The organism is Variovorax endophyticus (assembly GCF_025376855.1).
In the GTDB taxonomy this organism is placed as follows: Bacteria; Pseudomonadota; Gammaproteobacteria; order Burkholderiales; family Burkholderiaceae_C; genus Variovorax.
In genome coordinates, this window is the sequence record NZ_JAHUTH010000017.1 from 66,349 (window position 1) to 92,686 (window position 26,338).

Sequence of the window (26,338 nt, forward strand, 5' to 3'; positions counted from 1 at the left end):
GCGCGGCTTCCGGCGAACAGGTTTTTTTTGCCACGGCAGGCGATGCCCGTCGCCCGCCGGGGTGCGCGCTGCGCGCGCATGTCGTGATTCGAGCCAGAGAAGAACGAGCCAGCAGATTCCCCTGCGAACTTCCAACAACACTTGGAGGCAAACGATGAAGATCCGGTATTACCTGATGGCATTGATGGTGCCGTTCGTCACCCTGTTGACGCACGCGGCGATCACCGGGGTCAGTCCGATGACGACCCTCGGCAACATGGCGACCGCGGTGTCCGAGGCCGTCGCCGATCCCCTCCCGCTGCAGGGGCCGGGGCTGGGCAACCTCACCTACACCTCGGAGGAACTGTTCAAGCCGGTGTCGATGATCACCAGCCCCGCGCATCCGCTCGACCCCGCGCACAGCAACGCCTACGAGTCGCGCGAGGTGCCCGCCACCTATCCGGGCCGCAAGGACTACGGCATGAACGCCGGCATCATGGTCAACGGCTATTTCCTCACGTCCTTCGCTCCCGACAGCGGCCTCGGCCCGGGCGGCTTCCTGCTGTACGACGTGTCGAACCCGCGCCAGATCAAGCTCGTCAAGAAGATCTACGAGCCCGAGGCCCGCACCAAGGAGTTCCGCGAAACCCACTCCTTCGGCACCGCGAAGATCGGCGACAAGACCTACGTGGTGCTGCCCAGCATCAACGGCGTGGAGTTCTGGGACTTCACCGACGTCAACGACATCAAGCAGGTGAAGAAGCTGGCGCTGCCCGGCGTGAATGGCGGCGACTACGAGAACGTCGCCTGGCAGCTCTGGTGGCAGGCGCCCTATCTGTACGTGGCTTCGGCGGGCCGGGGCATCTTCATCGTCGATGCCGCCGACCCCGCGAACGCCGTGCTCGCCAACCGCGGCGCCGGCAAGTCCAACCCGGTGTCCACCGGCGAACTCGGCGGCTTTCGCATCGGCCCGATCTTCACGATGGGCAACCACATGGTGCTGACCGCGATGGAGAGCAACGGCGGCTTCGCGAGCCTCGACATCTCCGATCCGCTCAATCCCAAGGTGCTCGACTCCATCGTGGGCAGCACGCCGTTCTACTACGCGACCTGCTTCGACGGCCGGAACCTGCATGTCTCCACCCGCAACAGCGGCGCGAAGATGTACAGCTACGACCTGAGCGACCGCTCGAAATTCGTGGCCGAGGACAACCGCCTGGTCATCGACGAGCAGCTGTACTGCGCCACGCAGGACCACTACGTGATCCAGGGCGCGCAGACGCGCATCCACAAGGTCGACGTGAGCAATCCGCTCAATCACGTGGAGGTGGGCCGCGGCAGCATCCTGCGCGAGGACGATCCGAACTTCTCGCATTCGGACAACGGCCAGGTCGCGATGTTCGGCAACCTCGTGTTCGTGGGCAACGACCACGGCTCGGGCAGCGGATTCGTCGTGCACCAGGTCGACCCCGACACCACCCGGCCCGAGGTCAAGCAGGTCTCCCCCGCCAACGGCGCGAAGCAGCAGGCGCTGACCTCGCGCATCGGCCTGGGCATGACCGACAACATCCGGCCCGAGAGCGTCAACGCCAATACCTTCATCGTGCGGCCCGTGGGCGGTAACACGCTGGCCGGCACCTACAGCGTGCAGCTCGGCATCGTCAACTTCCATCCGACGCAGCCGCTGCAGCCGGGCACCAGCTACGAGGTGTTCCTGCCGGCCAACGGCGTGAAGGACTATGCGGGCAACGCCATCGGCGCCGACTTCAAGTCCACCTTCAACACCGGCAACGCGGCCGAGGTGGGCCTGAGCTATCACTGGGCGCTCAACGGCAAGCTCAGCGACCCGATCTCGAACAACGACGGCACGCCGGCATCCGGCGACGCCTTCGAGAGCATCGGCCTGAACTTCGCGAACCGCGCGGGCGGCGTGCAGCTCAAGAACGACGGCGTGGCCACCGTGCTGGGCGGCACCGCCTCGCTGAGCTTCTACATGAAGACCACGCAGAACGGCAGCGCCAATGCCTGGACCGCGCCCGGCATCTTCGGGCGCGACCAGTCCGGCGGCGCCGACGACGTGTTCTGGGGCTGGCTCGACAACACGGGCCGGCTCAACCTGTCGGTGGCCAACGCGGCCACCAACAACCCGGGCACGCGCTCGACCTCGCCGGTCAACGACGGCAACTGGCACCACGTGGTGCTCACGCGCGACGCGGGCTCGGGCGCGCAGACCATGTACATCGACGGCGCCAAGACCAGCTCGACCGGCCTCACCGGCGTGAAGGGCCTCGCGAACAAGTTCCAGTGGCTGGGCCAGATCCAGGGCAATGCCGACTTCTTCAAGGGCACGCTGGCCGACGTGCGGGTGTTCAGCCGCGTGCTCGGCGACGCCGAGGTCGCGACCCTGCGCGGCCAGGCGGTCATCGGCGACCCCGGCATCGGCAGCGGGCCCAAGGTGGTCAACGGCGCGCTGAACTTCAACCCGGCAACGCTCGGCAGCGGCGGCGCGCAGTTCCGCTGGAACTTCGGCAACGGCACCGTCACGGCCTTCTCGAGCCAGGCCGGCTACAGCTACACCTACACCACGCCCGGCCACTACACCGTGACCCTGACGGTGAAGGACAGCGCGGGCCGCGAGACCTACTACACCTACAACGTGACCATCATTGCGCCCGTCACCGCGAGCGCGCCGCGGCACACCGGCAACATCGCGGGCGACGCGAACCGGGTCTACGCGGTCAATCCCGACAGCGGCACGGTGGCGGCGATCGACGCCCAGAGCCTGGCCAAGCTGTGGGAGGTGTCGGTGGGCAGCGAGGCCAAGACGCTGGCGCTCGGTCCCGACGGCCGGGTCTGGGTCGCGGTGCAGGGCGAGGACAAGCTGGTGGCGCTCAACGCCGCCGACGGCAGCGTCTCGGTCACCGTGCCCTTCGACTACGGCAGCGGTCCCTACGGCGTGGTCTTCACGCCCGACGGCACCAAGGGCCTGCTGACGCTGGAGAGCAAGTCGCGCCTCGTGAGCTTCAATCCCTCCACCGGGGCGGTCACGGCCACCCTGCCGCTCGACGGCACGGTGCGCGGCATCGCGGTCACCGGCGATGCGCAGATCGCCTACGTCACGCGCTTCAAGTCGAAGATGACCGGCGGCGAGCTCTACAAGGTCAACCTGGCCTCGATGAGCACGCTGCCGACCATCGCGCTGCCGGTGGACACCACCACCGTCGACACCGAGGCCGGCGCGCGCGGCGTGGCCAACTACCTGAGCCAGGTCGTGATCTCGCCCGACGGCAAGCGCGCCATCCTGCCCTCGAAGAAGGACAACATCGTGCGCGGCCGCTTCCGCGACGGCCGCGACCTGGTGCACGACCAGACCGTGCGCTCGATCCTGTCGCAGGTCGACCTGCAGTCGGCGGCCCACGTGGCCGGCGAGCAGATCGACTTCGACGACCGCGCGCCGGCGCGCGCCGCGCTGTTCTCGCCCGCGGGCGACTACATCTTCGTGGCGCAGATGGAAGGCAACCGGGTCGCGATCGTCGATTCCTACACGCGCTCGGTGCGCGGCGAGATCGACACCAGCAGCGCGCCGCACGGGCTGTTCCTCGATGCCGCGCGCAAGCGCCTCTACGTCAACAACTTCCTCGCGCGCTCGGTGTCGGTGCACGACGTGGCGGCGGTGCTGGCCTCGGAGAGCAACGCGGCGACCTTTCTGCGCAATGTGCAGACCGTGGCGACCGAGCCGCTGGCCGCGGCCGCGCTGCGCGGCAAGCAGGTGTTCTACAACGCGGCCGACCGGCGCATGAGCAAGGACAACTACATCTCGTGCGCGAGCTGCCATGCCGATGGCGGCGACGACGGCATGGTGTGGGACTTCACCCAGCGCGGCGAGGGCCTGCGCCGCACCATCAGCCTGCAGGGGCGGCGCGGCACGAGCCACGGCAAGCTGCACTGGACGGCCAACTTCGACGAGGTGCAGGACTTCGAGAACGACATCCGCAACGAGTTCGGCGGCACCGGCTTCCTGAGCAATGCCGACTACGCGGCCACCTCCAATCCGCTGGGCACGCCCAAGGCCGGACGCAACGCGCAGCTCGACGACCTCGCGGCCTACCTGTCGTCGCTCGACAAGTTCATGCGCAGCCCGGCCCGCACGGCCGACGGCAACCTCAGCGTGGAGGCCGCGCGCGGCCAGACGGTGTTCAACACCGCGCAGTGCGCGACCTGCCACACCGGCGGCACCTTCCGCGACGGCCAGCGGCACGACGTGGGCACGATCCAGCTCTCGTCGGGCAAGGGAAGCAACCAGCCGCTGGCGGGCGTGGGCTTCGACACGCCGACGCTGTCGGGCACCTGGAGCGTGACCTCGTTCTTCCACAACGGCCAGGCCGCCTCGCTGCAGGCGGTGCTCGACAGCGGCCACGGCAACGCCAACGGCCTGCCGCCGGCCGACGTGGTGGCGCTGCGCGAGTACGTGCGTTCGCTCGACACCGCGCCGCCGCTGGTCGCGCGCATCCGCTCGGACAGCAGCAACCTGTGCGTGAACATCAAGGGCGTGTCGACCGCCAGCGGCGCCACCGCGGTGCAGTGGCCCTGCGGCAACGACGCCAACGAGAAGTTCACCGTGACCAGCAGCGGCGGCTACGTGCAGTTCGTGGCGCAGCACAGCGGCCTGTGTCTGGCGCAGAGCGGCAACGCGACCACCAACGCGGCGGTGGTGCAGCTGGCCTGCACGGCCGGCAACGCGACGCAGTGGACGGTGGTCGGCTCGACCCTGCGCAACCGCGCCTCCGGATCCTGCCTCGACGTCCCGAACGGATCCACCACGCAGGACACGGCGCTGATCACCTGGACCTGCAACGGGGGCAACAACCAGAACTGGACCCAGCTGCCCTGAGCGGGCGGCCGGTAGCGCGCGGGGGCGGTGTTACCGCACCCTGCGCGCTTCGGTCCACACCACGATCAGCAGGCCGGCCAGCACCATCGCGAGCCCCGCGAAGGCCCAGGGGCCCGGGCGCTCGTGCAGCACTACCAGGGCGAGCCCGAAGGCGGTGACGGGCTCGGCCAGTGCCAGCGTGACGCCCGAGGCGCCGGAGATGTGCCGCAGCGCATGGCTGAACAGCAGGTAGGCGATGCCGGTCGACACGAGGCCCAGGTAGGCCACGAGGACCCAGCCCGCGGGCGTGGCCGAGAAGGGGCCGGAGATCAGCAGCGCGGCCGGCATGGCCGCCACGGAGGCCGTCGCGAAGAGCCACAGCGTGACCGTCGCCGGCGGCGACCGGCGCACCAGGCGCTGGCTGACCAGCGTGTAGGTCGCGTAGCAGAGCCCCGAGCCCAGGCACAGCGCCAGGCCGCCGAGGTCGACGCGCGAGCCATCGCCCGATCCCGACATCACCATCAGGCCGCCACCGCCGATCGCGAGCAGCGTGCCGGCCCACCAGGCCGGCGCGGGCGGTGTGCGAGACACGAGCGCCTGCAGCAATCCGGCCCAGGCCGGCCCGCTGCCCACGGCGATCGCGGTGCCGATGGCCACGCCCGTGGCCCTGACGCCCGCGAAGAAGCTCAGGTTGTAGCCGGCCATGCACAGGCCCGCGAGCAGCACCCAGCGCCACGTCGGCCGCGCCATCGACAGCGCGACGCGCTCGCCGCGCTGCCGTCGCCAGCCGATGAAGGCCGCGAAGAACAGCGTGGCGATCGCCATGCGCAGCGTGCCGATCCAGAAGGGCGACGTGTCCAGGGGCGCGAAGCTCTGGGCGGTGCCGGTCGTGCCCCAGAGCGCGGCGGCGGCAAGCACCATGGCGGCGCCGGTGAGGGAAGCGTGCTTTGTCATGCGCGCATCCTCCAGCGCCGCGACCGCGGCAACTGTCGAGAGACTCTCGACCTCGTCAGCCCGCGCGCGCGTGCCGGGCGCCCGACTGGCGGTCGCGTCGCAGTGCGAAGCCGAGGGCGCTGGCCGAGCGGTAGCCCGTGCGCAGGGCGGTCGCTTTGAGCGGCAGGCCGCCGCGCAGCAGGCGCTGGGCGGCGTCGAGCCGGCGCGCGCGCAGGTAGGCCTGCGGCGACAGCCCCGTCAGTTCGAGCAGCCGCGCATGGAAGCGCTGCGGGCTCAGGAAGAACAGGGCCGCCATGCGCGCGGTGTTCCAGGGCTCGTGCAGCGCGCCGCCGAGGGCGGTGTCGAGCCGTGCCAGGTCGATGCCGCGGCGCGCGAGGATGGAGGGCGCCTCGAGCACGTGCGCCAGGTGCTGCGCGGCCCGGGCCGGATCGACGTCGTTCCTGCAGGCGGCCGTGACCGCGAAGCGCCGGATGCGGTCGACGCCCGTGGCGGGGGGCGTGTCGATGACCACCATGCGCACGCCGCGCGGCGACATGAAGGTGTGGGCCACGCCCGCCGGAATGATCATTCCGCAGGAGGTGTCGGTGAAGGCGGCGCGGCCGCCGATCTCCAGCTCCATGCGGCCGTCGAGCGCGAACATGATCTGCGCGTGCGCATGGTCGTGGCCGGCGTATTCGCCCGCGTAGTTGCGCACGCTGTAGGCGATCCCGGGGACGAGCGGACTGTGCATGCCCGCGATTGTGCCCAGGCCTCGCGAACCCCGGCGCGCCGACGGCCGGGTCAGCGTTCCGGCCAGCGCTGCGGCACCCGGCGCAGCTTCGCGAGGTCGTAGCCCAGGGCCTCGATCTTGCGCAGCGCCTGCGCGTAGGCCTCGGGCGCGAGCTCGGGCGTGCGTGCCATCAGCCAGACGTGGTCGCGCTTGCTGCGCGCGACGATGGTGCTCTGGTAGTCGGGCGAGACGTCGGCGATCAGGTACTCGGCCTGGATCGGCCAGATGAACTGCATGCCCCAGACCGCGTTGCCGGTGCCGGGCCGCACGGTGGCCACCGGATGCAGGGTCTTGACCGGCGCCTCGAAGCTGCCGTCGCGGTAGCGGAAGTCGGTCTGGATGCGGCCGTCGGGCCGCAGCGCGTAGGACTCGACGGCGTTGAACGCGTTCTTCTCCGGAAAGGTCGGGATGTTCGCGATCACGTACCAGTCGCCCATGAAGCGCGCGATGTCGACCGCCGGCAGCGGCGCGATCGTCGGTGCCGGCGTGGCGCAGGCCGTGAGCGCGGCGCACGCGCACAGGGCGAGCCAGCCGAGCGGGTGCCTGGGGCGCGCCGCGGGGGCGCGTTCGGGGTGGGGGTGTGGAAGGCGGGTCATCCGGGCAGTACGCGGCAGCGAGCCGACTGGATCCCCTGCCCGTGGCCGCAACCTATTCGGAGAGCCCGGCGCGCGCGAGCTCCACGTCCAGCCGCTCCTTGGCGTCGGCCGGCTGGAGCGCCGCGGCCTTCTCGTAGAGCCGCGTGGCCTCGCCCATGCGCGCGTCGCCATGCAGCATCAGCAGCGCGCGCGCGTACTCCATCAGCGCGCTGGCCGAATGCGGATGCAGCGCGATGCCGTGCTCGAACAGCTCGACCGCGGTCTCGGCGCGCACGCCATAGGTCATGCGGCCGACCAGCGCGCCGACCTTGTCGATCACCTCGGCATGGAAGGCGCCCAGCGCGACATGGGCGTCGGCATGGCGCGGCTCGAGCGCGATCACGCGTTCGAGCGCCTCCTTGAGCCGCGTGCCCAGGCCCTGCGCGAGCGCGCGCGCCACGCTGATGCCCTGGCTGTAGCGGCCCATCGCGTAGGCCTGCCAGTACAGGGCCTGGCAGTCGTCGGGCTCGGCCGCGGCCCGCGCGCCCGCGCGCTCCACCACCTGGCGGAACATCGAGAGCCGCACCGCCTCGCGCGGCTCGAGGTAGTTGGCGTAGATCGCGGTCGCCTGGTTGGCCAGCGCGAGGCCTTCGGCGCCGTGCAGGAGGCCGATGGCCGCGGCGCGTTCGAATTCGCCGCTGTGATAGAGCGCCCAGCCTTCGGCCAGTGCCGCGTTGTGCTCGGGGGCCGGCATCGCGTGGCCGGCATGCAGCCGGCTCCAGTGCGCGATCAGGCTGCTGGCATCGAAGCGCGGCACGTCGGCGTAGGGCAGGGGCGCCCACGGGCCGGCGTGGCCGGAGGCGCCGCCGGCGGGCGCGGCGGACGTCGGCGGGAGCGGTTTGAAATCGTGGGGGGACATGGTTCAGGCAGCCAGATCGGCGGGGGTCGCGGTGGGCGGGCTGCTGGCGGCATCTTCGCCGCCGTAGGCCCGGCCCAGTGTCAGCAAATGGCGCCGTTGCTCGGCGCCCAGGTAGGGCGCGAGCTGGTGCAGGGTGTGGCGGGCGCCGCGCAGCAGCGCGGCCTGCGCATGGGCCGGCTCGAGCGCCTGGCGCGGGTTGCGCACGTACTCGTAGCTGAGCCAGTATGTCAGCACCACCACCATGCTCTGCGCCAGCGTGTCGACCTCGTGGGCGTCGATCTCGAGGTGGCCGGCGCGGCCCAGGCCCGCGATCAGCTGGCGCATGGCGCGCACCTTGTGCTTGAGCACGAGCTGGAACTGGGTCTCGAGGTGCCGGTTCTTGCTCAGCAGGTCGTTGAGGTCGCGGTAGAGGAAGCGGTGGCGCCAGATCAGCTCGAACAGGCTGTGCATGAAGAACCAGGCGTCCTCCACGTCGTGGATGCCCTCGCTCGCATGGAGCAGCTCGCCGAGCTCGGTCTCGTAGCCCTCGTAGAGCTTGTTGATCAGCTCTTCCTTGGCCGGGTAGTGGTAGTAGAGGTTGCCGGGACTGATGTTGAGCTCGCCGGCCACGAGCGTGGTGGAGACGTTCGGCTCCCCGAAGCGGTTGAACAGGTCCAGCGCGGCTTCGAGAATGCGTTGTGCAGTGCGGCGTGGCGCTTTCCTGGCCATGTCGGTGCTCCCGGGTTGTCTCTTGGAAACACTCTAGCGCAGGAACGCCGCGCGAAGCGCGCAGGGGGACATTGATTTGCGAGGCACTGCGTTTGTGCAGTGCCGCATGCGCATGGCGTCGTGCAACGCCTCTTCGCGCATTCGGCGCCGGAATCGGCCGCTTCGAGGCCGGAAAGCGGCTTTATTCGGTGCCGCTCGATTTGCTGCGCCGCACCGTGGCCTTGCGTGCCGGGGTCTCGGCCGACTTGGCGTGGCGCGCGGCGCGGGCACCGCGCGCCGGACTGGCGGCGGGTTTCGCGGCGCCGCGCAGGGCGGCCAGCTCGGCCTCGAGCGCCGTCACGCGCGCCTGCAGCGCGGCCACCTCGGCCGGCGGCGGCATGCCGAGCTTGTCGAGCGCGCGCGCCACGCGTTCCTCGAAGATGTTCTCGAGCTTGCCCCACTGGCCCGCGGCCTTGGTGCCGAACTCGTTCGCGAAGCCGGCCATGCGGGCCTGGGCCTGCGACAGGGTTTCCTCGGCCGCCTGCTGGGTGCGCTTCTGCATGCCGGCGCCGTCCTTGACCAGCGACTCGAAGGCCTTGCTGCCCTCCTGCTGCATCTTGGCGAAGGCGCCGAGGCCGGCCAGCCAGATCTGCTGCGCGGAATCCTTGATGCGGTCGGAGGTCTTGTCGAAGCGGTCGTCGTCCTGGGTGGCCATGTGCGGTCCGAATGGAGGAGGGAGGGGGAGGGGCGGTCTGCCGGAAACCGCCGAACTCTAGCCGCGCGGGCCGCGCGCGGTTAGAGCCTTTTGCCTATTCAGGTCTTTGGCGGACCGCTCAGGGCGTGCCCGAGGCCGCGCGACTCGCGTCGAGGTGCGCCCGCGCGCGCTCGGCCAGCGCCATCTCGCCCGGCGTACCCGGCACGTAGGCCTCGACCGGCAGCGGCCGGCCGTGCGAGTCGACCGAGACGAAGACGATCAGGCACTCGGTGGTCTTCTCCATCGCGCCGCCCTTCATGTCGCCGCTGCGCACCTCGACCGAGATGTTCATGCTGGTCTTGCCGGTGTAGGCCATGCGCGCCTCGACCTCGACCAGGTCGCCGATCATGATCGGGCGGTGGAAGCGGATGCTGCCGATGAAGGCGGTGACGCAGTAGCGCTTGGCCCAGCTCGTGGCGCAGGCGTAGCCGGCCTCGTCGATCCACTTCATGACCGTGCCGCCGTGGACCTTGCCGCCGAAGTTGACGGTGTTGGGCTCGGCGAGGAATCGCAGGGTGATGGAAGACATGCTGTGCCTTTTGCTTTCGGAAGGGGCCGTGGGGGCCGGAACGGGGGGAGGCGATTATGCGAGGGCGCGCATGACGGTTCGACCGCCGCCCGTCGTCCCGGCATGCCCGCCGGGCTGCAAGCGCCATGCCATCGGCTCAGGCCGGGCCCGCCGCCTCGCCCTCGTTGAACAACTGCGCCAGCGTGCGCCGCAGCCAGGCATTGCCGGCGTCGGCATGGAAGCGCTCGTGCCAGTGCTGCTTGACCGCGTACGAGGGCAGTTCGAACGGCGGCTCGAGCAGCTGCACCGGTTCCTGCGTGGCCAGCACCTGGCCGAGGATGCGCGGCACCACCACCAGCAGCTCGGTGTGGGCCACGATCCGCGCCACGCTGAGGAAGCTCGACAGCCGCGTCACCACGTGGCGCCGCAGCCCGAGCCGCGCGATGGTCTTGTCGACGATCGCATGGCCGGTGCCCGAGGAGGCCACCACCGCGTGCGCCTCGGCCTCGAAGCGCTTGCGCGTCAGCCGGGCGCCCACGCGCGGATGGTTGCGCGCCGCCAGGCAGACGAAGTTCTGCATGAACAGCGTCTGCTGGTAGAAGCCGGCCTCGAGCTGCGGCATGAAGCCCACCGCGAGGTCGACCGCGCCATCCTCGAGCCGGCGGCCGCTCTCGGTCGAGATGATCTCGGTCTCGATGCGCACGCCCGGCGCCACCTGCCGCAGGTGGCCGAGCAGGCCCGGCAGCAGCACCACCTCGCTGATGTCGGTCATGCAGATGCGGAAGCTGCGCTCGGCCGTGGCGGGGTCGAACACCGCGCGGCCGCCCTTGGCGCGGTTGAGGCGGTCGAGGATGTCGAGCACCAGCGGCTGGGTCTGGCGCGCATAGGGCGTGGGCTCCATGCCGCGCGAGGTGCGCACGAACAGCTTGTCGCCGAAGTGGGTGCGCAGCCTGGCGAGCGCCGTGCTCGCGGCCGACTGCGAGATGCCGAGCCGCTCGGCGGCGCTCGAGACGTTGGCGGTCTTGTAGACCTCGTCGAACACCAGCAGCCATTCCAGATCGAGTTGTGCCATGGGCGCGGCCCTCGCGGTGTGCGGCCCGCGGGCCACCATTATCGAAAAACAGGATCGGAGCTATCGCCGGTCCCCCATTGCGCCAATAGTAGTGCGGGCGGATGATCCCGTTGATTCGGAAGTTCTAACCAGAAGGCCGGCGCCCCATGTCGTCGCCGCGCCATGCACCGCGAGAGACACGCCATGAACCCCTCCACCGCCCGCGCAGCGCCCTCCAATGCGGATGAGCGCCGCGACTACTACGACCGCATCCGCCCGCTGCACCTCACGCCGCTGTGGGAATCGCTGCACGCGCTGGTGCCGCGCGAGCCGCAGACGCCCTGCGTGCCCGCGCTGTGGCGCTACGACGAGATCCGCCCGCTGCTGATGGAGTCGGCCGACCTGATCACGGCCGAGGAGGCCGTGCGCCGCGTGCTGGTGCTCGAGAACCCGGCGCTTCCGGGCAACTCCTCGATCACGCAGTCGATCTATGCCGGGCTGCAACTGATCATGCCGGGCGAGGTGGCGCCCTCGCACCGCCACGTGCAGTCGGCGCTGCGCTTCATCGTCGACGGCCAGGGGGCCTACACCACCGTGGGCGGCGAGCGCACCACCATGTACCCGGGCGACTTCATCATCACGCCCTCGTGGGCCTGGCACGACCATGGCAACGAGGGCATCGAGGGCGTGGTGGAGCCGGTGGTCTGGCTCGACGGCCTCGACATCCCGATGCTGCGCTTCTTCGACGCCGGCTTCGCCGAGAACGACGACGCCAAGGTGCAGCACGTGGCGCGGCCCGAGGGCCACAGCCTCGCGCGCTTCGGCCACAACATGGTGCCGGTGCGGCACGACCACGCGTCGCAGACCTCGCCGATCTTCAACTATCCCTATGCACGCAGCCGCGAGGCGCTGGCGCAATTGCAGAAGCAGGAAGCGCCCGATGCCTGGCTGGGCCACAAGCTGCGCTACATCAACCCGCTGACCGGCGGTTCGCCGATGCCGACCATCTCGACCAACCTGCAGCTGCTGCCCAAGGGCTTCGCGGGCAAGACGCACCGTGCCACCGACGGCAGCGTCTACAGCGTGGTCGAAGGCCATGGCAGCGCCGAGATCGCGGGCCAGCGCTTCGAGTTCGGGCCGCGCGACACCTTCGTCGTGCCCTCGTGGGCGCCGCTGCGGCTGCACGCGCCCAACGGCGACTGCGTGCTCTTCAGCTTCTCGGACCGGCCGGTGCAGCAGGCCATGGGGATCCTGCGCGAAGCCTTCCTCGAGAACGCCTGAGTCCCGGCCCTTTTCGTTTTTTTCTTTCCCTCGACCGTTGCCGCCCCACGCGGCAGGAGCCCTCATGTCCTTCGTCTTCACGCCCCCTTCCATCGTCGGCCTGCCCATCGTCGGCAGCGACAAGCAGTTCCCCGTGCGCCGCGTCTACTGCGTGGGCCGCAACTACGCGGCCCATGCGCGCGAGATGGGCTTCGATCCCGACCGCGAGCCGCCGTTCTTCTTCTGCAAGCCCAACGACGACGCCTCGGTGGTGCCGGTGGCCGAGGGCGCGACCGGCGCCATTCCCTATCCGGCGCTGACCGCCAACTACCACTACGAGGCCGAGCTGGTGGTGGCCATCGGCAAGGGCGGCCGCGACATCCCGGTGGAACAGGCCGCGAGCCACATCCACGGCTATGCCGTCGGCCTCGACATGACGCGCCGCGACCTGCAGATGAAGATGCGCGAGCAGGGCCGGCCCTGGGAGATCGGCAAGGCCTTCGACTTCTCGGCGCCGATCGCGCCGCTGCGCACGCTGGCCGAGGTGGGCGAGATCGATGCCGGCGAGATCCGCCTCGAGGTCGACGGCGAGGTGCGCCAGAAGAGCGACATCACGCACCTGATCTGGTCGGTCAACGAAGTGATCGCCAACCTGTCGACCCTGTTCGCACTGCAGCCCGGCGACCTGATCTTCACCGGCACGCCCGAGGGCGTGGGCGCGGTGAAGGCCGGCCAGACGATCAAGGTCAGCATCGAGCGGCTGCCGTCGCTCCGCGTTCGCATCGACTGAGCGAGCCGCGCATGAGCCCGACCCCTTCCCCCACCGTGCTGCTGGTCGGCGGCGGCATCGGCGGCATGGCCGCCGCGCTGGCGCTGGCACGCCTGGGCGTGTCGATCGACCTGCTCGAGCAGAGCGCCGCCATCGGCGAGATCGGCGCCGGCCTGCAGCTCGGCCCCAATGCCTTCGCCGCGCTCGACGCGCTGGGCGTGGGCGAGGCGGTGCGCCGGGGCTCGGTGTTCACCGACCGGCTGGTGATGATGGACGCGGTCGACTGCTCGGAGGTGGCCTCGGTGCCGGTCGGCGAGGCCTTCCGCGCGCGCTTTCGCAACCCTTATGCCGTGAGCCACCGCGCCGACCTGCACGGCGCGATCCACGAGGCCGTGAAGCAGCATCCGCTGATCCGCTTCCACACCTCGGCGCAGGTCGAGAGCCTCGACACCCGGGGGCAGGGCGTGGTGGCAGTCACGCGCGACGGCCGACGCTTCCAGGCCGATGCCATCGTCGGCTGCGACGGCGTGAAGTCGGTGGTGCGCGCCGCGCTGATCGGCGACGCGCCGCGCGTCTCGGGCCACGTGGTCTACCGCGCGGTGGTGCCGGCGGCCGACATGCCGGCCGATCTGCGCTGGAACGCGCCCGTGGTCTGGGCCGGCCCGAACTGCCACCTGGTGCACTACCCGCTGCGCCATGGCGAGCAATACAACCTGGTCGTCACCTTCCACAGCCGCGAGCGCGAGGAATGGGGCGTGACCGACGGCAGCAAGGAAGAGGTGCTGTCGTACTTCGAGGGCGTGCATGCGCGCCCGCGCCAGCTGCTCGATCGCCCGACCTCGTGGCGCCGCTGGAGCACCGCCGACCGCGATCCGGTCGAGCGCTGGAGCGAGGGCGCTGCCACGCTGCTGGGCGATGCCGCGCATCCGATGATGCAGTACCTGGCGCAGGGCGCCTGCATGGCGCTCGAGGACGCGGTGACGCTCGGCGAGGCCGTGAAGGCCTGCGACTTCGACCTGCCGGCCGCCTTCCGGCTCTACGAGGCGGCGCGCGTGGCGCGCACGGCCCGCGTGGTGCTGTCGGTGCGCGAGATGGGCCGGCTCTACCATGCCAAGGGCGTGGAGCGCCTGGTGCGCAACAGCCTCTGGCCGGGCCGTACGCCCGAGCGCTTCTACGATGCGGTCGAGTGGCTCTATGCCTGGCGGCCCGAGCGCTGCCTGGGCGACGCGCCCGAGGCGCTGCGGCCCCAGGCCACCGCGCTTTCGCCGCACTGACACCCGACGCCTTCAAGATCCACAACCATCGAGGCCCCAGGCCCACCGGAGACAAACGACCATGAACTTCCCGCGCGCACTGCTGACCGGCCTTCTCGCCCTGACCTCGCTGGCCATGGCCGGCGGCGCGGCGGCCCAGGCCGGCGACTATCCGAACAAGCCCGTGACCCTGGTCACGCCCTTCGCGGCCGGCAGCGGCCCCGACGCGGTGCTGCGGCTGGTCTCGGACAAGCTCTCGCGGCTGTGGAACCAGCGCGTGCTGATCGACAACCGGCCCGGCGGCGGCGGCTTCATCGCCATCGACCAGGCCCGGCGCGCCGCGCCCGACGGCTACACCCTGCTGCAGCTCGACAGCGAGCACGTGGCCGCGCTGCCGCACCTGTACAAGTCGCGCAACTTCGTGACCTTGCAGCACTTCGACCCGGTGGCCTCGCTGTTCCGCACGCCCTTTTTCGTGGCCGTGGGCAGCGATTCCAAGTGGAAGACCATGGGCGACCTGATCGCCGCCGCCAAGGCCGACCCCGACGCCATCGTCTACGGCTCCTGGGGCGTGGGCAGCCCGGGCCACCTGGGCGCGCAGCAGCTCGAGGCGCTGAGCGGCATCCGCATGCGCCACGCGCCCTACCGCGAGGTCTCGCAGCTGTATTCGAACGTGGGCACCGGCGAGGTGCCGTGGGCCTTCGCGAGCATTCCCTCGAGCCAGGGCATCTACAAGGCCGGCAAGCTGCGCTACATCGCCGTGGCCGCGCCCAAGCGCATCCCGCAGATGCCCGACGTGCCGACCATGGCCGAGGCCGGCGGCCCGGCCGGGCTGGAGGTCAATTCCTTCGTCTCGCTGCTCGCGCCCAAGGGCGTGCCGGCGGCCATCAAGGCGAAGATCAACGCCGACGTGGCGAAGGTCATCGCCGACCCCGAGATCCGCGCCCGCTTCGACACCTTCGCCTTCGAGCCGCTGGCCTGGTCGCCCGAGGAGATCGAGCGCCAGGCCGAGGCCAAGTCCAAGGTCTACGGCGAGCTGGTGCGCAGGGGCAACATCAGCCTCGAATAGCGGCCCGTGCCTTGCTTGGGGCAGTTAAGCTGCCCGCCTGTTTTGACACTTTTTGACATTTCTTCCTCCATGCACGCCACCAAGAGAGCCCTCCTGATCGCCTGCGGCCTGGCTGCCGCCTCGCTGCCGCTGGCCGCGAGCGCGCAGACGCCCGCCTGGCCCACCAAGCCCATCCGCCTGCTCGTGGGCTTCCCCGGGGGCTCCACGCCCGACATCGCCGCGCGCACCATCGCCGAGCCGCTGTCGAAGGCGCTGGGCCAGCCGATCGTGGTCGACAACAAGCCCGGTGCCTCGGGCAACATCGCGGCCGACACGGTGGCCAAGGCCAGCGACGACCACACGCTGGGCGTCGTCATCAACGGCAACCTGACCTCGTCGAAGCTGCTCTACCCGAAGCTGCCCTACGACCCGGCCAAGGACTTCACCTACCTCTCGCTGCTCGCGACCGCGCCGCTGGTGCTGGTGGCGCAGAACAACCTGCCCTCGGGCGAGGCTTTCTTCGATGCCGGCCGCAAGGCGGGCAACAAGTGGAACTACGGCTCGGTGGGCATCGGCTCGGTCGGCCACCTGGGCATGGAGCTGCTCAAGAGCCGCGTGCCGGGCTTCAACCCCGAGCACGTGCCCTACCAGGGCAATCCGCAGGTCATCACCGGCATGCTCGGCGACCAGATCCAGATGGGCCTGATCCCGCCTGGCGTGGCCATGCCGCAGGTCAAGGCCGGCAAGCTCAAGGCCATCGGCCTGACCGCCGGCCGCAGCGCGCTGGTGCCCGAGGTGCCGCCGCTGGCCAATGCCGGCGTGCGCGACTTCAACCTCGAGGTGTGGGTGGCGCTCCTGGGCCCGGCCAACCTCTCGAAGACCGCGCAGGCGCGCATCGGGCGCGAGCTCGAGGCCGTGATGAAGCAGCCCGAGGTGCGCCAGAAGCTGTTCGAGCAGGGCTGGCAGGCCGTGGGCACCTCGCCCGACGGCATGCGCGCGCGCGTCAACGACGAGGCCGCGATCATGACCAAGATCATCTCGACCAAGGGCATCACCCTCCAATGACGGCTGCAATGACGATGGCCGAGCCGTCGCGTTCGCTGCCGGTGTTCGGCAGCTACGACGTGGTGGTGGTCGGCGGCGGTCCCGCCGGCATCGCCGCCGCCGTGAGCGCCGCGCGCCACGGCGCGAGCACCCTGCTGGTGGAGCGCTACGGCTTCCTCGGCGGCATGGGCACGGCGGGCGGCGTCACCAACTTCGCGGGCCTGTACGGCAAGCGGCGCGGCCAGATGACGCAGCTGGTGCGCGGCGTGGTCGACGAGCTGGTCGAGCGCATCGCCGCGCTCAACGGCATGAACGATCCGCAGGACGGCATGGGCGGGCGCATCCGCGTGCGCTCGTACGACACCTCGGCCTACAAGCTCGCGGCCGACCAGTTGCTCGAGGCGGCCGGCGTGAAGCTGCTGTTCCATGCCTTCGCGGCCTCGGTGATCCTCGAGGGCGAGCGCATCGCGGCGCTGGTGGTCGAGACCAAGTCGGGCCGGCAGGCGATCCGCGCCAATGCCTTCGTCGACGCCAGCGGCGACGCCGACGTGGCGGCCTTCGCGGGCGTGCCCTTCGAGGTCGGCGACGGCCACGGCAGCGGCCTGTTCCCGACCACCATGTTCCGCATCGGCCAGGTCGACGCGCCGGCCGCGCTCGAGGCGGTGGGCGAGTTCAAGGCCATCAACGATTTCATGGCGCGCGCCGAGGCGAGCAAGCCCGGCGCCTACCGCTTCCCGCGCGAGGGCGCGATCCTGCGGCCCAACAAGGACCCGCGCGAATGGCGCGCCAACGTCACGCAGATCCGCAATGCCGAGGGCCGCGCGATGAACGGCGTCGATGCGCGCGAGCTCACCGAGGGCGAGCTCGAGGGCCGGCGCCAGATCGCCGAGTACTTCCGCTTTCTCAAGGCCGAGGTGCCGGGCTTCGCGCAGTCGGCCATCGTCGAGATCGCGCCGCAGGTCGGCCTGCGCGAGACGCGGCGCATCCAGGGCCTGTACGCGCTCGAGCGCGAGGACATCCTGTCGTCGGCGAAGTTCGACGACACCATCGGCCTCAATGCCTGGCCGATGGAGATGCATGCCGATGGCCGCATCGAGTGGGCCTTCCCGCGCGATGCCGACAACGCCTACAACCACCTGCCCTGGCGCATGCTGGTGCCGCGCACCGTCGCCAACCTGCTGGTGGCGGGCCGCTGCGCCTCGATGACGCACGAGGGCCAGTCGGCCGCGCGCGCCAGCGGCGGCTGCTTCGTGATGGGACAGGCCGCGGGCACGGCGGCCGCGTCGCTGGGCAGCGGAGCGTTTGCGAACGTGGACGTGGCCGCGCTGCAGGCGAAGCTGGCGGCGGACGGGGTCGATTTGGATCGCTGAGGGAGCGGGATCGGACAGCCGGACGCAGAGGGCGCGAAGGTTTCGCGAAGGACGCAAAAAAGAAACCTGAAAAAGGTGGGCTGTCGTCGAGGCGCCGCCGCGCTCCCTTCGAGGCGAGCCTTGCTCGGGGCGCCGCGGTCGATCGGGCGCGGCCCACATCATTTCGGCTGTTCTTTCGCGTCTTTCGCGAAACCTTCGCGTCCTCTGCGTACGGTTCCCGCTTTCGGGCTTCCTGCGCGACAGCCCCCTGGCCCCATGTTTGCTATCGTTTGCGGTTCTTTCCCGTCCAGACCGCTTCCGATGACCCCCGATCCCGCCACCGCCGCCCGCCTCGTCCAAGACCTCGTCGCCTTCATGCAGCTCGAACCGCTGGGCGGCGACCGCTTCCTGGCGCAGAGCGAGGACATCGGCACGCCGGCCGTGTTCGGCGGGCAGGTGCTGGGCCAGTCGCTGATGGCGGCCAACCTCACGGTCGGCGCCGACCGGCCCGTGCATTCGATGCACGCCTACTTCCTGCTGCCGGGCGAGCATGCGCCCATCGAGTACAGCGTGGACCGCGTGCGCGACGGCCGCAGCTTCACCACCCGCCACGTGGTGGCGCGCCAGCAGGAGCGCATCATCTTCGAGATGTCGGCCTCGTTCCAGACCGTGGACGAGGGCGTCGAGCACCAGATCGACATGCCCGAGGTGGCCGGCCCCGAGGGCCTGGTCAGCGAGCTCGACCAGCGCATCGCGCTCGGCGACCGGCTGCCCGAGCCCTGGCGCAGCAAGGCGATCGAGCCGCACGGCATCGAGTACCGCCGAGTCCAGCCCGACGACCTGCTCGCGCCGGTGCCGCGGCCCGCGTCCGACAGCGCGATCTGGATGCGCGCGATCGCGCCGCTGCCCGACGACCCGATGGTGCACCGCGCGCTGCTGGCCTATGCCTCCGACCACGGCCTGCTGCGCGCCGCGATGCTGCCGCACGGCCTGAGCTTCATGACCGGCCAGGTGCGGCCCGCGAGCCTCGATCACGCGATGTGGTTCCACCGCGACTTCCGCTTCGACGACTGGCTGCTCTACGTGCTCGACTCGCCGAGCGCGAGTGGCGCGCGCGGCCTGTGCCGCGGCAGCATCTACACGCGCGACGGCCGGCTCGTGGCCTCGACGGCGCAGGAAGGCATGCTGCGCATCAGGGCGCTGAAGAAGGGGTAGACCCCAGCCTCAGAAGGTGTGGGCGATGCCGAGCTCGAAGCCCGTCGACCGGCCGCCCGCGAAGTTGCCCGCGTTGACCGCGGGCCCGCCGGGCAGCGCCATGAACGAACGCCCGCGGTTCTCGATGCGCGCCGCCTGGGTGTAGAGCGTGGTTCGCTTCGACAGCGAGTGCGCGTAGCCCACCACCCACATCGCACCGCCGTTGCCGTCGACGGGACCGGCCACGGTGCCGGGCGCGAGCTGGGTCGTGACCGCGCCCGACAGCCGCGTGCGGCCATGCGAGAGCTGCACCTTGCCGGTCTGGACCGGCACCGTCGCGGCCAGCATCCAGTTCGCCTGCCGGCTGCCGGCCGCGCGGAACTGGCGCCAAGTGCCGGCCAGCCGCACGGCACCGAAGTCCCAGGCCAGGGTGGCGACCGAATCGTCGAGCCGGTTCGTCGGCGTTCCGGCGCGCAGCTGCACGTCCGAGACCGAGTGCGCGACCGCCGCGCTGAAGGGCCCGCCGGCGTTGTAGGCGAGCCGGATCTGCCGCAGCCGCGCCGCGCCGGTGGCGACGACCTCGTTCTCGCGCAGGGCAAGGGCGAGCGTGCCCGAGAAGCCGTTCACCCTGGGGCTGAAGTACTGCAGCATGTTGCGCGCGTAATGCAACGTGGTGTCGTTCTTCGAGAGCGGGCCGAACACCGAGCGCAGCGGACCGTTCTGCAGCGTGTCGTAGAGGTTGCCCGAGCTGCCCATGCCGATGTTGAGCCAGGGATCGTTCTCCATCCAGGTGACGTAGACCGGATGGAGGTCGTAGCCCAGGCGCAGCGTGCCCCAGCCGGGACCGAGGATCTCCACGTAGGAGCCGCGGTTCCAGAACTGGCCCGGCATGCTGGTCGAGCCGGCATTGCCGGTGTCGACGCCGACCAGGGTCTCGAGCTTGATGCCCACGCGCAGGCCGTCGCCGAGGTCCTCCGAGCCGCGGATGCCGAGGCGGCTGGTGCGGTAGCCGCCGCTGGACAGGCTGTCGATCGAGCCGACGCCGCTGTTGCTCACGTGGCGAAAGCCCGCGTCGACGATGCCGTAAAGCGTGAGCGACGACTGCGCATGGGCCTGCGATGCAAGGCCCGCGCACAAGGGCAGCGCGAACCGGAAAGCTCCGAACTTCATGATCTCCTCCTTGGGGTGGCGTGGAATGGGCGACAGCGCTCCGCCCAGGGGCGATGGGCCCCTGGGGTGCTGTTCTTCGCGGCCCGCGGGCCGTGGGTGGGGAAGGCGGCGCCTGCGCGGCGCTAGGGTTCCGGCTTCGGGAAGGCGCGGGCCTTCATCCGGGCGCGGCCTCGGCGGCCACCGGGTTCGACAGCAGGCCCACGTCTTCGATCTCGATCTCGATGCGGTCGCCGGGCTTCATCCACACCGGCGGGTTGCGCGCATAGCCCACGCCCGAGGGCGTGCCCATGGCCACCACGTCGCCGGGCTCGAGCGTCAGCGCCTCGCTCAGCAGCACCAGAGCCTGCGCCACCGTCACGAGCATGTGGTCGGTACGGTCGCTCTGCATGACGCCGCCGTTGAGGCGCGATTCGATCCGCAGCCCGCTCGCGCCGGGCGGCAGCGCCGAGGCCGGCACCAGCCACGGGCCGAAGGCACCAGTGCCGTCGAAGTTCTTGCCGATGGTCCATTGCGCGGTGCGGCGCTGGTAGTCGCGCAGCGTGCCGTCGTTGAAGCAGGCGTAGCCGGCCACGGCGTCGAGTGCTTGCGAGAGCGTGAGGTGCCGGGCGCGGCGGCCGATGACCACGGCCAGTTCGGCCTCGAAGTCGAGCTTGTCGGACACGCGCGGGCGCACCAGCGGTGCCTCGTGCGCGATCAGCGAGGTGGCGCCGCGCAGGAAGAAGCTCGGATAGTCGGGCGCGGCATTGCCGCCCTCGGCCGCGTGCGCGGCGTAGTTCAGGCCCAGGCAGATCACCTTGCCGGGGCGCGCCACCGGCGTTTCCCAGCGCACCCGCGCGGGGTCGAGCAGGGTGGCGCGCGACAGCATGGCCGCGCCCGGGCCCGAGGCCACGAGGTCCTGCCAGGCCGTGTCGTGCGCGCCGGCCGGCACCTCGGCGCCGAGGCCCCAGAGTTCGCCATGGCGTTCTACCGCCCACTGGAGGACGCCGTCCGCGGGCGTCACGCGTGCATAGCGCGCCATGTCAGAGGCTCCCCGCCGGATGGGCGGCCAGCACGGTGCCGGCCGCTTCGCCGAAGCCCACGCGCGCGCGCCCCGGCGCCTCGCACCAACCGCGCAGGATCACGCGGTCGCCGTCATGCAGGAAGGCGCGCCGTTCGCCGCTGTCGGCCAGCACGACCGGCTCGCGGCCGCGCCGGCCCAGCTCGATCAGGCTGCCGGCCTCGGGCGCGGTCGGCCCCGAGATCGTGCCGGTGCCGATCAGGTCGCCCGCGCGCAGGTTGCAGCCGCCCACCGTGTGGTGCGCGATCATCTGGCCGATGCTCCAGTACTGGTGGCGGAAGTTGGTGCGGCTCAGGCGCGAGGCCGGCTTGCCTGCGGGCTCGAGCCAGGCCTCGAGCTCGATGTCGAACGCGCCCGCGGCGCGATGGCCCGCCGACTCGAGATAGGGCAGCGGCTGCGGATGATCGGCCGGCCGGCGCCAGGGCACGCTGAACGGCGCCAGCGCATCGAGCGTGACGATCCAGGGCGAGAGCGTGGTCGCGAAGTTCTTGGCCTGGAACGGGCCCAGCGGCGTCATCTCCCAGGCCTGCACGTCGCGCGCCGACCAGTCGTTGAGCAGGGTGAGGCCGAACACATGGTCCATCGCATGGGCCAGCGCAACGGGCGTGCCGCGCGCGTTGCCCCGGCCGATGACCACGCCGAGCTCGAGTTCGTAGTCGAGCATCTCGCAGGGCCGCAGCACCGGCGGCTCGTCGCTCGAGGGCCTGGCCTGGCCCCACGGGCGATGGATGCGCTCGCCGCTCACGCCCAGCGACGAGCTGCGGCCGTGATAGGCGATCGGCATCCACTGGAAGTTGGGCGCGAGGGCCGCGGGCGGATTGCGCAGGCGGCCGCCGTTCTCGGCATGGTGGATCGAGGTGTAGAAGTCGGTGAAGTCGCCGACGCTGATCGGCAGCGTATGCTCGATGTCAGCGAGCGGAACGAGCGCGGCCTGCAGCGCCGCCGCCTTCGGATGCGGCTCCTGCGCATCAAGCAGGCGCACCAGCGCATGGCGCAGCGCGCGCCACGCGAGCGGACCCAGCGCGAGCAGTTCGTCGAGCGTCGAGCCGCCCGCGGCGCTCGCGGCCTGGCCGGCCAGGCCGTCGAAGCAGCCGCGCGCCTGCGCCTCGGCCAGGCACAGGGCCTGGTCGCCGATCGCGATGCCGCCCTGGAACGGGCCGTTGCCGCCCTTGCGGCGGAACACGCCGAACGGCAGGTTCTGCAACGTGAAGTCGCACCCGGGCGCATGCGCGGACGCGACGATGCAGCGGCGTGCGGGATCGTGGGTGAAGTCGAGTGCCATGGAATCCTCGCTGGAGTGGATGGACGGTGCGTGGACGACGATCAGCCCGCGTTCAGGCGTTCGTCGAAGATCGCGACGGCGCGGGTCCACCCGGCGGAGGCGCTGCGGATCTTGTGCGGGAAGCAGGCGACGTGGAAACCGTCGGCGGGCAGTGCCTCGAGGTTGTGCAGCTTCTCGAGGTGGCAGTAGCCGATGTCGCGGCCGGCCTTGTGGCCTTCCCAGATCAGGCCCGCGTCGCCGGTCGCCTCGTACTTCTTCGCGGTGTGGACGAAGGGCGCGTCCCAGCTCCAGCCGTCGGTGCCCGTGAGCCGGATGCCGCGCTCCAGCAGGTACATGGTGGCTTCGTAGCCCATGCCGCAGCCCGAGCTCACGTAGACCGGATCGCCGTAGAGCGCACCGGCGCGCGTGTTGATCATCACGATCTCGAGCGGCCGCAGCGCATGGCCGATGCGCGCCAGCTCGGCCTCCACGTCCTGGGGCTGGACCACGTAGCCGTCGGGCAGGTGGCGGAAGTCGAGCTTCACGCCGGGCTGGAAGCACCACTCGAGCGGCACTTCGTCGATGGTGATCGAGGGCCGGGGCTCGCCGAGCGCCTTGTCCATCGTGCTGTGGAAGTGATAGGGCGCATCGAGGTGCGTGCCGTTGTGCGTCGACAGCGACACGCGCTCCACGGCCCACGCCTCGCCGTCGGGCAGATCTTCCTTCCGCAGCTTGGGAAAGAAGTTGCCGAGCTGGTGGTGCGAGTTCTGGTGGTGGAAGTACTCGATCTTCGGACCCTTGCCGGGCGGGTCCGAGAGCACGTCGTTCTCGAGGTAGATGGACAGGTCGACGAACTTGCGATGCATGGAGGTCTCCGAGGTGGGGTTCGTGGGGGATGGGGTTGTTCATTCGGGCGCGATGCCGGCCGCAGCCAGTGCCCTGGCCCACAGCGGTTCCTGTTCGCGGATGAAGCGGGCGAACTCGTCGCTCGACATCGGCATCGGCTCGCCGCCGAGGCCGCGCAGGAAGCTCGCGGTGTCCTCGCTCGCGAGGATCTGCTGCAGGGTCTCGTGCAGCTTGTCGACCACGGCCTTCGGGGTGCCGACCGGCACGACGAAGCCGCTCCAGCCCGTGAACTCGGTGGCGCCGGGCAGCACTTCGCGCAGGGTGGGTACCTCGGGCAGCAACGCGGAGCGGCGCGCCGAGGTGACCGCCAGCGCCTTGAGCTTGCCGGCGCGGATCTGCGGCAGCACCGCGCCGAGGTCGGTGAACAGCAGCGGCATCTCGCCCGAGAGGGTTTCGACCACCGCCTGCGGGCCGCTCTTGTAGGGCACGGCGACGATGTCGATGCCCGCGGCCTGCTTCGCGCTCGCGCCCGCCACCGCGCCGGTGGCATGCGAGTAGGCGTACGACAGCTTCCCCGGGTTCGCGCGGGCGTGGGCCAGCATCTCGGCGAAGCTGCCGAACGCGCTGCCTCGCGGATTCGTGACGACCGCCGACGGTATCTGGAACAGGCTCGCCACCGGCACCATGTCCTTGCGCGGATCGAAGGGCAGGCGCTTGAACATGTGCAGCGCCGCCACCGTGTTGGTGTTCGAGATCTGCGTGATCGTGTAGCCATCGGGCGCGGCGCGAAGCCCCTGGGCCAACCCGATGGTGCCGGCCGCGCCGACCACGTTGTCGACCACGAAGGGCTTGCCGAGCGCCAGGCTCATCTTGTGGGCGAAGTGGCGCGTGACCGCATCCGCCGTGCCGCCGGCCGGGAACGGCAGGATCAGCCGTACGGGCCTGGCCGGGTAGGCCTGGGCCCAGCAGCCCAGCGGGGGAAGGCCGAGCGCGAGTGCCGTGAGACCGGCGCGAAGCCAGCCCCGGCGTTGCGTCGAAGAAATCATGTCTCCTGCTCCTTGTGGTTGCCGGCGCATCGAGGCTGCCGGTCGGGATGAATCGATGGATCGAAGGTCTAGACGCCCAGCCCCGGCATGCCGCTCGGCAGGCCCAGCCGCACGCGGCCGTAGGCCGGGCCCGACACGTCCCACTGCAGGCCGAACTGCGCGGCGCCGGCATGCACGTCGCGCCACATGCGCTGGATCGGATCGGCCTCCTGCAGGCCGGCGCCGCCGGTGCCCGCGAACACCAGGTCGACGGCCTGGGTGACGAGGCGCGCGCAGAAGGCCGAGTCGCGGCGCAGGCGCGCTCCGAGGGCACCGGGGATGGCGGGATGGCTCTCGAGCGAATCCATCGCATCGCACCAGCTGCGCCGCGCGACGAGCTGCGCCGTGTCGAGCAGCGCCTCGACATGGGCGACGCGGTCCTGCACGCCCGGCAGCTCGGCCTGGCTGCGCGCGCCGACCGTGGTCTTGCGCTGCCGCGTGCGTTCGACGTACTCGTTGGCCGCCGCGCGCGCGGCACCGAGCAGCACGGGCAGCAGCACGAAGCCGCCGACGCCCTGCATGGTCACGCGGAACAGCGGCGCCGCGTGGAGGGCCAGGCCCGGCGCCTGCGCGGCGGCGACCTCGTCGAAGGACAGGCTGCGGTAGCCGGGCACGAAGGCCTTGCCGACGGCGACGTCCTTGCTGCCGGTGGCGCGCAGGCCCACCACGTGCCAGGTGTCGATGACCTCGTAGTCCTCGCGCGGCAGCAGGAAGTAGCGCGGCCGCGGCGGCTCGCCGGGCGCGTCGCTGGCCATGGCGCCGAGCACGCACCAGCCGCAGGGATCGATGCCGCTGGAGAACGGCCACTGGCCCTCGAGCTCGTAGCCGCCGTCGACCTGGCGCGCCGTGCCGCGCGCGAAGATGTACGAGGAGCCGACCAGCGTGTCGGGCGATGGGCCCCAGACCTCCTGCTGCGCCTCGTCCGGCCAGAGCGCGAGGAACTGGTGGTGATAGGCCAGGTTCGACAGCACCCAGGCGCTCGACGCGCAGCCCTGCGCGATCTCCGCGCAGATGTCGAAGAACTCGGCGGGATGCAGCTGAGCGCCGCCCACGCGCGCCGGTTGCAGGGCGCGGAACAGGCCCGCGCGATGGAAGTCGGCGACGGTGTCGTCGGGCACGCGGCGCAGCCGCTCGGCCTGCGCGGCGCGTTGCCGCAGCACGGGCTGGAGTTCGCGCGCGCGCCGCAGCAGTTCGCTGGCGACGGCTTCGGATGAAGTGCGGAGGAGGGCCTGTGTTTGCATGGTCGGATGCGGCGGGTGGTGAGTCATTGCGACCGAATGCTAGTGATAGAACTATCATTTATTGATAGGGTTATCACCATGCGTGCGGGCATCCAACGCATCCTTAATCAATCATTAACGCCATAGTGGCAGCCAAACTTGCCGATGCAATGAACAGCGTCATGGAATTTTGGTGATAACCCTATAAATAATAAAACAACCGATCGATACGATCGACCGAGGCCGGCAATCGCGCCCCAGGCCACTCACAGGAGTTCTTCATGGGCATTCGCAGACTCGAACACTTCAACATCCGCACCGAACGGCTCGAGGCCACGCTGGATTTCTATACGCGCGTGCTGCTGCTGCGCGACGGGCCACGGCCCGGCAATCCGCCGCGCGCGACCGGCGCCTGGCTCTACGACGCGGACGACGTGCCCGTGGTCCACGTCACGGCCTTCGACCGCAACGACGCGCAGCGGCTGGCATGGATCGACGAATACCTGGGCCCGCGCGATCCCGATTCGCTGCAGGGCAGCGGCGCCATCGACCACGTGGCGCTGCTGGCCGAGGGCTACGAGGAAACCATCGCGCGCTGCCGGGCGCTCGGCGTGTCGTACCGCGAGCGCCTGGTCGCGGCGCTGGACCTGCGGCAGATCTTCGTCACCGATCCCAACGGGATCTCGATCGAACTCAACTACCGCTGAGCCGTCACG

At 70.5% G+C, this 26,338-nt stretch carries 23 protein-coding genes; 9 read left to right on the top strand and 14 right to left on the bottom strand.

The annotated features are described in order from the left end of the window. The first annotated feature begins 154 nt into the window (after positions 1–154). Positions 155–4,870: an RICIN domain-containing protein gene (locus tag KV106_RS22030; protein ID WP_261212342.1), complete on the top strand. Its 4,716-nt coding sequence runs from the start codon at positions 155–157 to the stop codon at positions 4,868–4,870. A gap of 30 nt (positions 4,871–4,900) precedes the next feature. Here KV106_RS22030 and KV106_RS22035 read toward each other — a convergent pair whose 3' ends face one another. From KV106_RS22035 to KV106_RS22070, 8 genes are all read right to left on the bottom strand, one after another. Further along, on the bottom strand, positions 4,901–5,803 hold the full coding sequence (locus KV106_RS22035; protein ID WP_261212343.1) for a DMT family transporter: 903 nt from the start codon (positions 5,801–5,803) through the stop codon (positions 4,901–4,903). Between the two features lie 55 nt (positions 5,804–5,858). Next, on the bottom strand, positions 5,859–6,533 hold the full coding sequence (locus KV106_RS22040; RefSeq protein WP_261212344.1) for a helix-turn-helix domain-containing protein: 675 nt from the start codon (positions 6,531–6,533) through the stop codon (positions 5,859–5,861). A 50-nt stretch (positions 6,534–6,583) separates the two neighbouring features. Then, complete coding sequence (locus KV106_RS22045) at positions 6,584–7,168, bottom strand: lipocalin family protein (RefSeq protein WP_261212346.1); 585 nt, start codon at positions 7,166–7,168, stop codon at positions 6,584–6,586. A 52-nt stretch (positions 7,169–7,220) separates the two neighbouring features. Next, positions 7,221–8,066 (bottom strand): tetratricopeptide repeat protein, encoded by an 846-nt coding sequence (locus KV106_RS22050; protein WP_172705849.1) that lies wholly within the window; start codon positions 8,064–8,066, stop codon positions 7,221–7,223. A gap of 3 nt (positions 8,067–8,069) precedes the next feature. After that, positions 8,070–8,774, bottom strand: a complete 705-nt coding sequence (locus KV106_RS22055; protein ID WP_057598999.1) for a TetR/AcrR family transcriptional regulator — start codon at positions 8,772–8,774, stop codon at positions 8,070–8,072. A gap of 181 nt (positions 8,775–8,955) precedes the next feature. Further along, positions 8,956–9,468 (bottom strand): phasin family protein, encoded by a 513-nt coding sequence (locus KV106_RS22060; protein WP_057594706.1) that lies wholly within the window; start codon positions 9,466–9,468, stop codon positions 8,956–8,958. 118 nt (positions 9,469–9,586) lie between these two features. Then, positions 9,587–10,036 carry an acyl-CoA thioesterase gene (locus tag KV106_RS22065; protein WP_057594705.1) on the bottom strand — a complete coding sequence of 150 codons (450 nt, stop codon included), beginning with the start codon at positions 10,034–10,036 and terminating at the stop codon, positions 9,587–9,589. A 136-nt stretch (positions 10,037–10,172) separates the two neighbouring features. Next, entirely contained in the window at positions 10,173–11,087 is a 915-nt protein-coding gene (locus KV106_RS22070; RefSeq protein ID WP_057594712.1) for a LysR family transcriptional regulator, read from the bottom strand. A gap of 183 nt (positions 11,088–11,270) precedes the next feature. Here KV106_RS22070 and gtdA point away from each other — a divergent pair, with 183 nt between their 5' ends. From gtdA to KV106_RS22105, 7 genes are all read left to right on the top strand, one after another. Further along, positions 11,271–12,347 (top strand): gentisate 1,2-dioxygenase, encoded by a 1,077-nt coding sequence (gene gtdA / locus KV106_RS22075; RefSeq protein ID WP_261212351.1) that lies wholly within the window; start codon positions 11,271–11,273, stop codon positions 12,345–12,347. A gap of 64 nt (positions 12,348–12,411) precedes the next feature. Further along, positions 12,412–13,116 carry a fumarylacetoacetate hydrolase family protein gene (locus KV106_RS22080; RefSeq protein WP_261212353.1) on the top strand — a complete coding sequence of 235 codons (705 nt, stop codon included), beginning with the start codon at positions 12,412–12,414 and terminating at the stop codon, positions 13,114–13,116. Positions 13,117–13,127: 11 nt separating this feature from the next. Further along, the gene (locus tag KV106_RS22085; RefSeq protein ID WP_057594702.1) at positions 13,128–14,369 is read left to right on the top strand and encodes a 3-hydroxybenzoate 6-monooxygenase; all 1,242 of its coding nucleotides are present in this window, start codon (positions 13,128–13,130) and stop codon (positions 14,367–14,369) included. A gap of 61 nt (positions 14,370–14,430) precedes the next feature. After that, on the top strand, positions 14,431–15,417 hold the full coding sequence (locus KV106_RS22090) for a Bug family tripartite tricarboxylate transporter substrate binding protein (protein WP_261212355.1): 987 nt from the start codon (positions 14,431–14,433) through the stop codon (positions 15,415–15,417). A gap of 69 nt (positions 15,418–15,486) precedes the next feature. Beyond that, positions 15,487–16,461 carry a Bug family tripartite tricarboxylate transporter substrate binding protein gene (locus tag KV106_RS22095; RefSeq protein ID WP_261212357.1) on the top strand — a complete coding sequence of 325 codons (975 nt, stop codon included), beginning with the start codon at positions 15,487–15,489 and terminating at the stop codon, positions 16,459–16,461. After that, positions 16,458–17,810 carry an FAD-dependent oxidoreductase gene (locus KV106_RS22100; RefSeq protein ID WP_261212358.1) on the top strand — a complete coding sequence of 451 codons (1,353 nt, stop codon included), beginning with the start codon at positions 16,458–16,460 and terminating at the stop codon, positions 17,808–17,810. Before KV106_RS22095 ends, KV106_RS22100 begins: the two co-directional genes overlap by 4 nt. 300 nt (positions 17,811–18,110) lie before the next feature. Further along, a complete protein-coding gene (locus KV106_RS22105) occupies positions 18,111–19,004 on the top strand; it encodes an acyl-CoA thioesterase (RefSeq protein ID WP_261212359.1) in 894 nt (297 codons plus the stop codon). A 9-nt stretch (positions 19,005–19,013) separates the two neighbouring features. Here KV106_RS22105 and KV106_RS22110 read toward each other — a convergent pair whose 3' ends face one another. From KV106_RS22110 to KV106_RS22135, 6 genes are all read right to left on the bottom strand, one after another. Beyond that, positions 19,014–20,153 carry a porin gene (locus tag KV106_RS22110; protein WP_261212360.1) on the bottom strand — a complete coding sequence of 380 codons (1,140 nt, stop codon included), beginning with the start codon at positions 20,151–20,153 and terminating at the stop codon, positions 19,014–19,016. 154 nt (positions 20,154–20,307) lie between these two features. Next, positions 20,308–21,171, bottom strand: a complete 864-nt coding sequence (locus tag KV106_RS22115) for a fumarylacetoacetate hydrolase family protein (RefSeq protein ID WP_261212361.1) — start codon at positions 21,169–21,171, stop codon at positions 20,308–20,310. Between the two features lies 1 nt (position 21,172). After that, the gene (gene fahA, locus KV106_RS22120) at positions 21,173–22,492 is read right to left on the bottom strand and encodes a fumarylacetoacetase (RefSeq protein ID WP_261212362.1); all 1,320 of its coding nucleotides are present in this window, start codon (positions 22,490–22,492) and stop codon (positions 21,173–21,175) included. Positions 22,493–22,533: 41 nt separating this feature from the next. Continuing rightward, positions 22,534–23,337 (bottom strand): cyclase family protein, encoded by an 804-nt coding sequence (locus KV106_RS22125; protein ID WP_261212363.1) that lies wholly within the window; start codon positions 23,335–23,337, stop codon positions 22,534–22,536. 39 nt (positions 23,338–23,376) lie between these two features. Continuing rightward, a complete protein-coding gene (locus KV106_RS22130) occupies positions 23,377–24,363 on the bottom strand; it encodes a Bug family tripartite tricarboxylate transporter substrate binding protein (RefSeq protein ID WP_261212364.1) in 987 nt (328 codons plus the stop codon). Positions 24,364–24,431: 68 nt separating this feature from the next. Beyond that, positions 24,432–25,643, bottom strand: coding sequence for an acyl-CoA dehydrogenase family protein (locus KV106_RS22135; RefSeq protein WP_261212365.1), 1,212 nt, complete (start codon positions 25,641–25,643; stop codon positions 24,432–24,434). A 260-nt stretch (positions 25,644–25,903) separates the two neighbouring features. Between KV106_RS22135 and KV106_RS22140 the strand changes: the two genes are divergently transcribed. Then, positions 25,904–26,329 (top strand): VOC family protein, encoded by a 426-nt coding sequence (locus KV106_RS22140; RefSeq protein WP_261212366.1) that lies wholly within the window; start codon positions 25,904–25,906, stop codon positions 26,327–26,329. The last annotated feature ends 9 nt before the right edge of the window (positions 26,330–26,338 follow it).

Coding starts and splice junctions, on each gene's coding strand:
- KV106_RS22030 (WP_261212342.1), top strand. CDS start 155: ATGAAGATCCGGTATTACCTGATGGCATTGATGGTGCCGTTCGTCACC.
- KV106_RS22035 (WP_261212343.1), bottom strand. CDS start 5,803: ATGACAAAGCACGCTTCCCTCACCGGCGCCGCCATGGTGCTTGCCGCC.
- KV106_RS22040 (WP_261212344.1), bottom strand. CDS start 6,533: ATGCACAGTCCGCTCGTCCCCGGGATCGCCTACAGCGTGCGCAACTAC.
- KV106_RS22045 (WP_261212346.1), bottom strand. CDS start 7,168: ATGACCCGCCTTCCACACCCCCACCCCGAACGCGCCCCCGCGGCGCGC.
- KV106_RS22050 (WP_172705849.1), bottom strand. CDS start 8,066: ATGTCCCCCCACGATTTCAAACCGCTCCCGCCGACGTCCGCCGCGCCC.
- KV106_RS22055 (WP_057598999.1), bottom strand. CDS start 8,774: ATGGCCAGGAAAGCGCCACGCCGCACTGCACAACGCATTCTCGAAGCC.
- KV106_RS22060 (WP_057594706.1), bottom strand. CDS start 9,468: ATGGCCACCCAGGACGACGACCGCTTCGACAAGACCTCCGACCGCATC.
- KV106_RS22065 (WP_057594705.1), bottom strand. CDS start 10,036: ATGTCTTCCATCACCCTGCGATTCCTCGCCGAGCCCAACACCGTCAAC.
- KV106_RS22070 (WP_057594712.1), bottom strand. CDS start 11,087: ATGGCACAACTCGATCTGGAATGGCTGCTGGTGTTCGACGAGGTCTAC.
- gtdA (WP_261212351.1), top strand. CDS start 11,271: ATGAACCCCTCCACCGCCCGCGCAGCGCCCTCCAATGCGGATGAGCGC.
- KV106_RS22080 (WP_261212353.1), top strand. CDS start 12,412: ATGTCCTTCGTCTTCACGCCCCCTTCCATCGTCGGCCTGCCCATCGTC.
- KV106_RS22085 (WP_057594702.1), top strand. CDS start 13,128: ATGAGCCCGACCCCTTCCCCCACCGTGCTGCTGGTCGGCGGCGGCATC.
- KV106_RS22090 (WP_261212355.1), top strand. CDS start 14,431: ATGAACTTCCCGCGCGCACTGCTGACCGGCCTTCTCGCCCTGACCTCG.
- KV106_RS22095 (WP_261212357.1), top strand. CDS start 15,487: ATGCACGCCACCAAGAGAGCCCTCCTGATCGCCTGCGGCCTGGCTGCC.
- KV106_RS22100 (WP_261212358.1), top strand. CDS start 16,458: ATGACGGCTGCAATGACGATGGCCGAGCCGTCGCGTTCGCTGCCGGTG.
- KV106_RS22105 (WP_261212359.1), top strand. CDS start 18,111: ATGACCCCCGATCCCGCCACCGCCGCCCGCCTCGTCCAAGACCTCGTC.
- KV106_RS22110 (WP_261212360.1), bottom strand. CDS start 20,153: ATGAAGTTCGGAGCTTTCCGGTTCGCGCTGCCCTTGTGCGCGGGCCTT.
- KV106_RS22115 (WP_261212361.1), bottom strand. CDS start 21,171: ATGGCGCGCTATGCACGCGTGACGCCCGCGGACGGCGTCCTCCAGTGG.
- fahA (WP_261212362.1), bottom strand. CDS start 22,492: ATGGCACTCGACTTCACCCACGATCCCGCACGCCGCTGCATCGTCGCG.
- KV106_RS22125 (WP_261212363.1), bottom strand. CDS start 23,337: ATGCATCGCAAGTTCGTCGACCTGTCCATCTACCTCGAGAACGACGTG.
- KV106_RS22130 (WP_261212364.1), bottom strand. CDS start 24,363: ATGATTTCTTCGACGCAACGCCGGGGCTGGCTTCGCGCCGGTCTCACG.
- KV106_RS22135 (WP_261212365.1), bottom strand. CDS start 25,643: ATGCAAACACAGGCCCTCCTCCGCACTTCATCCGAAGCCGTCGCCAGC.
- KV106_RS22140 (WP_261212366.1), top strand. CDS start 25,904: ATGGGCATTCGCAGACTCGAACACTTCAACATCCGCACCGAACGGCTC.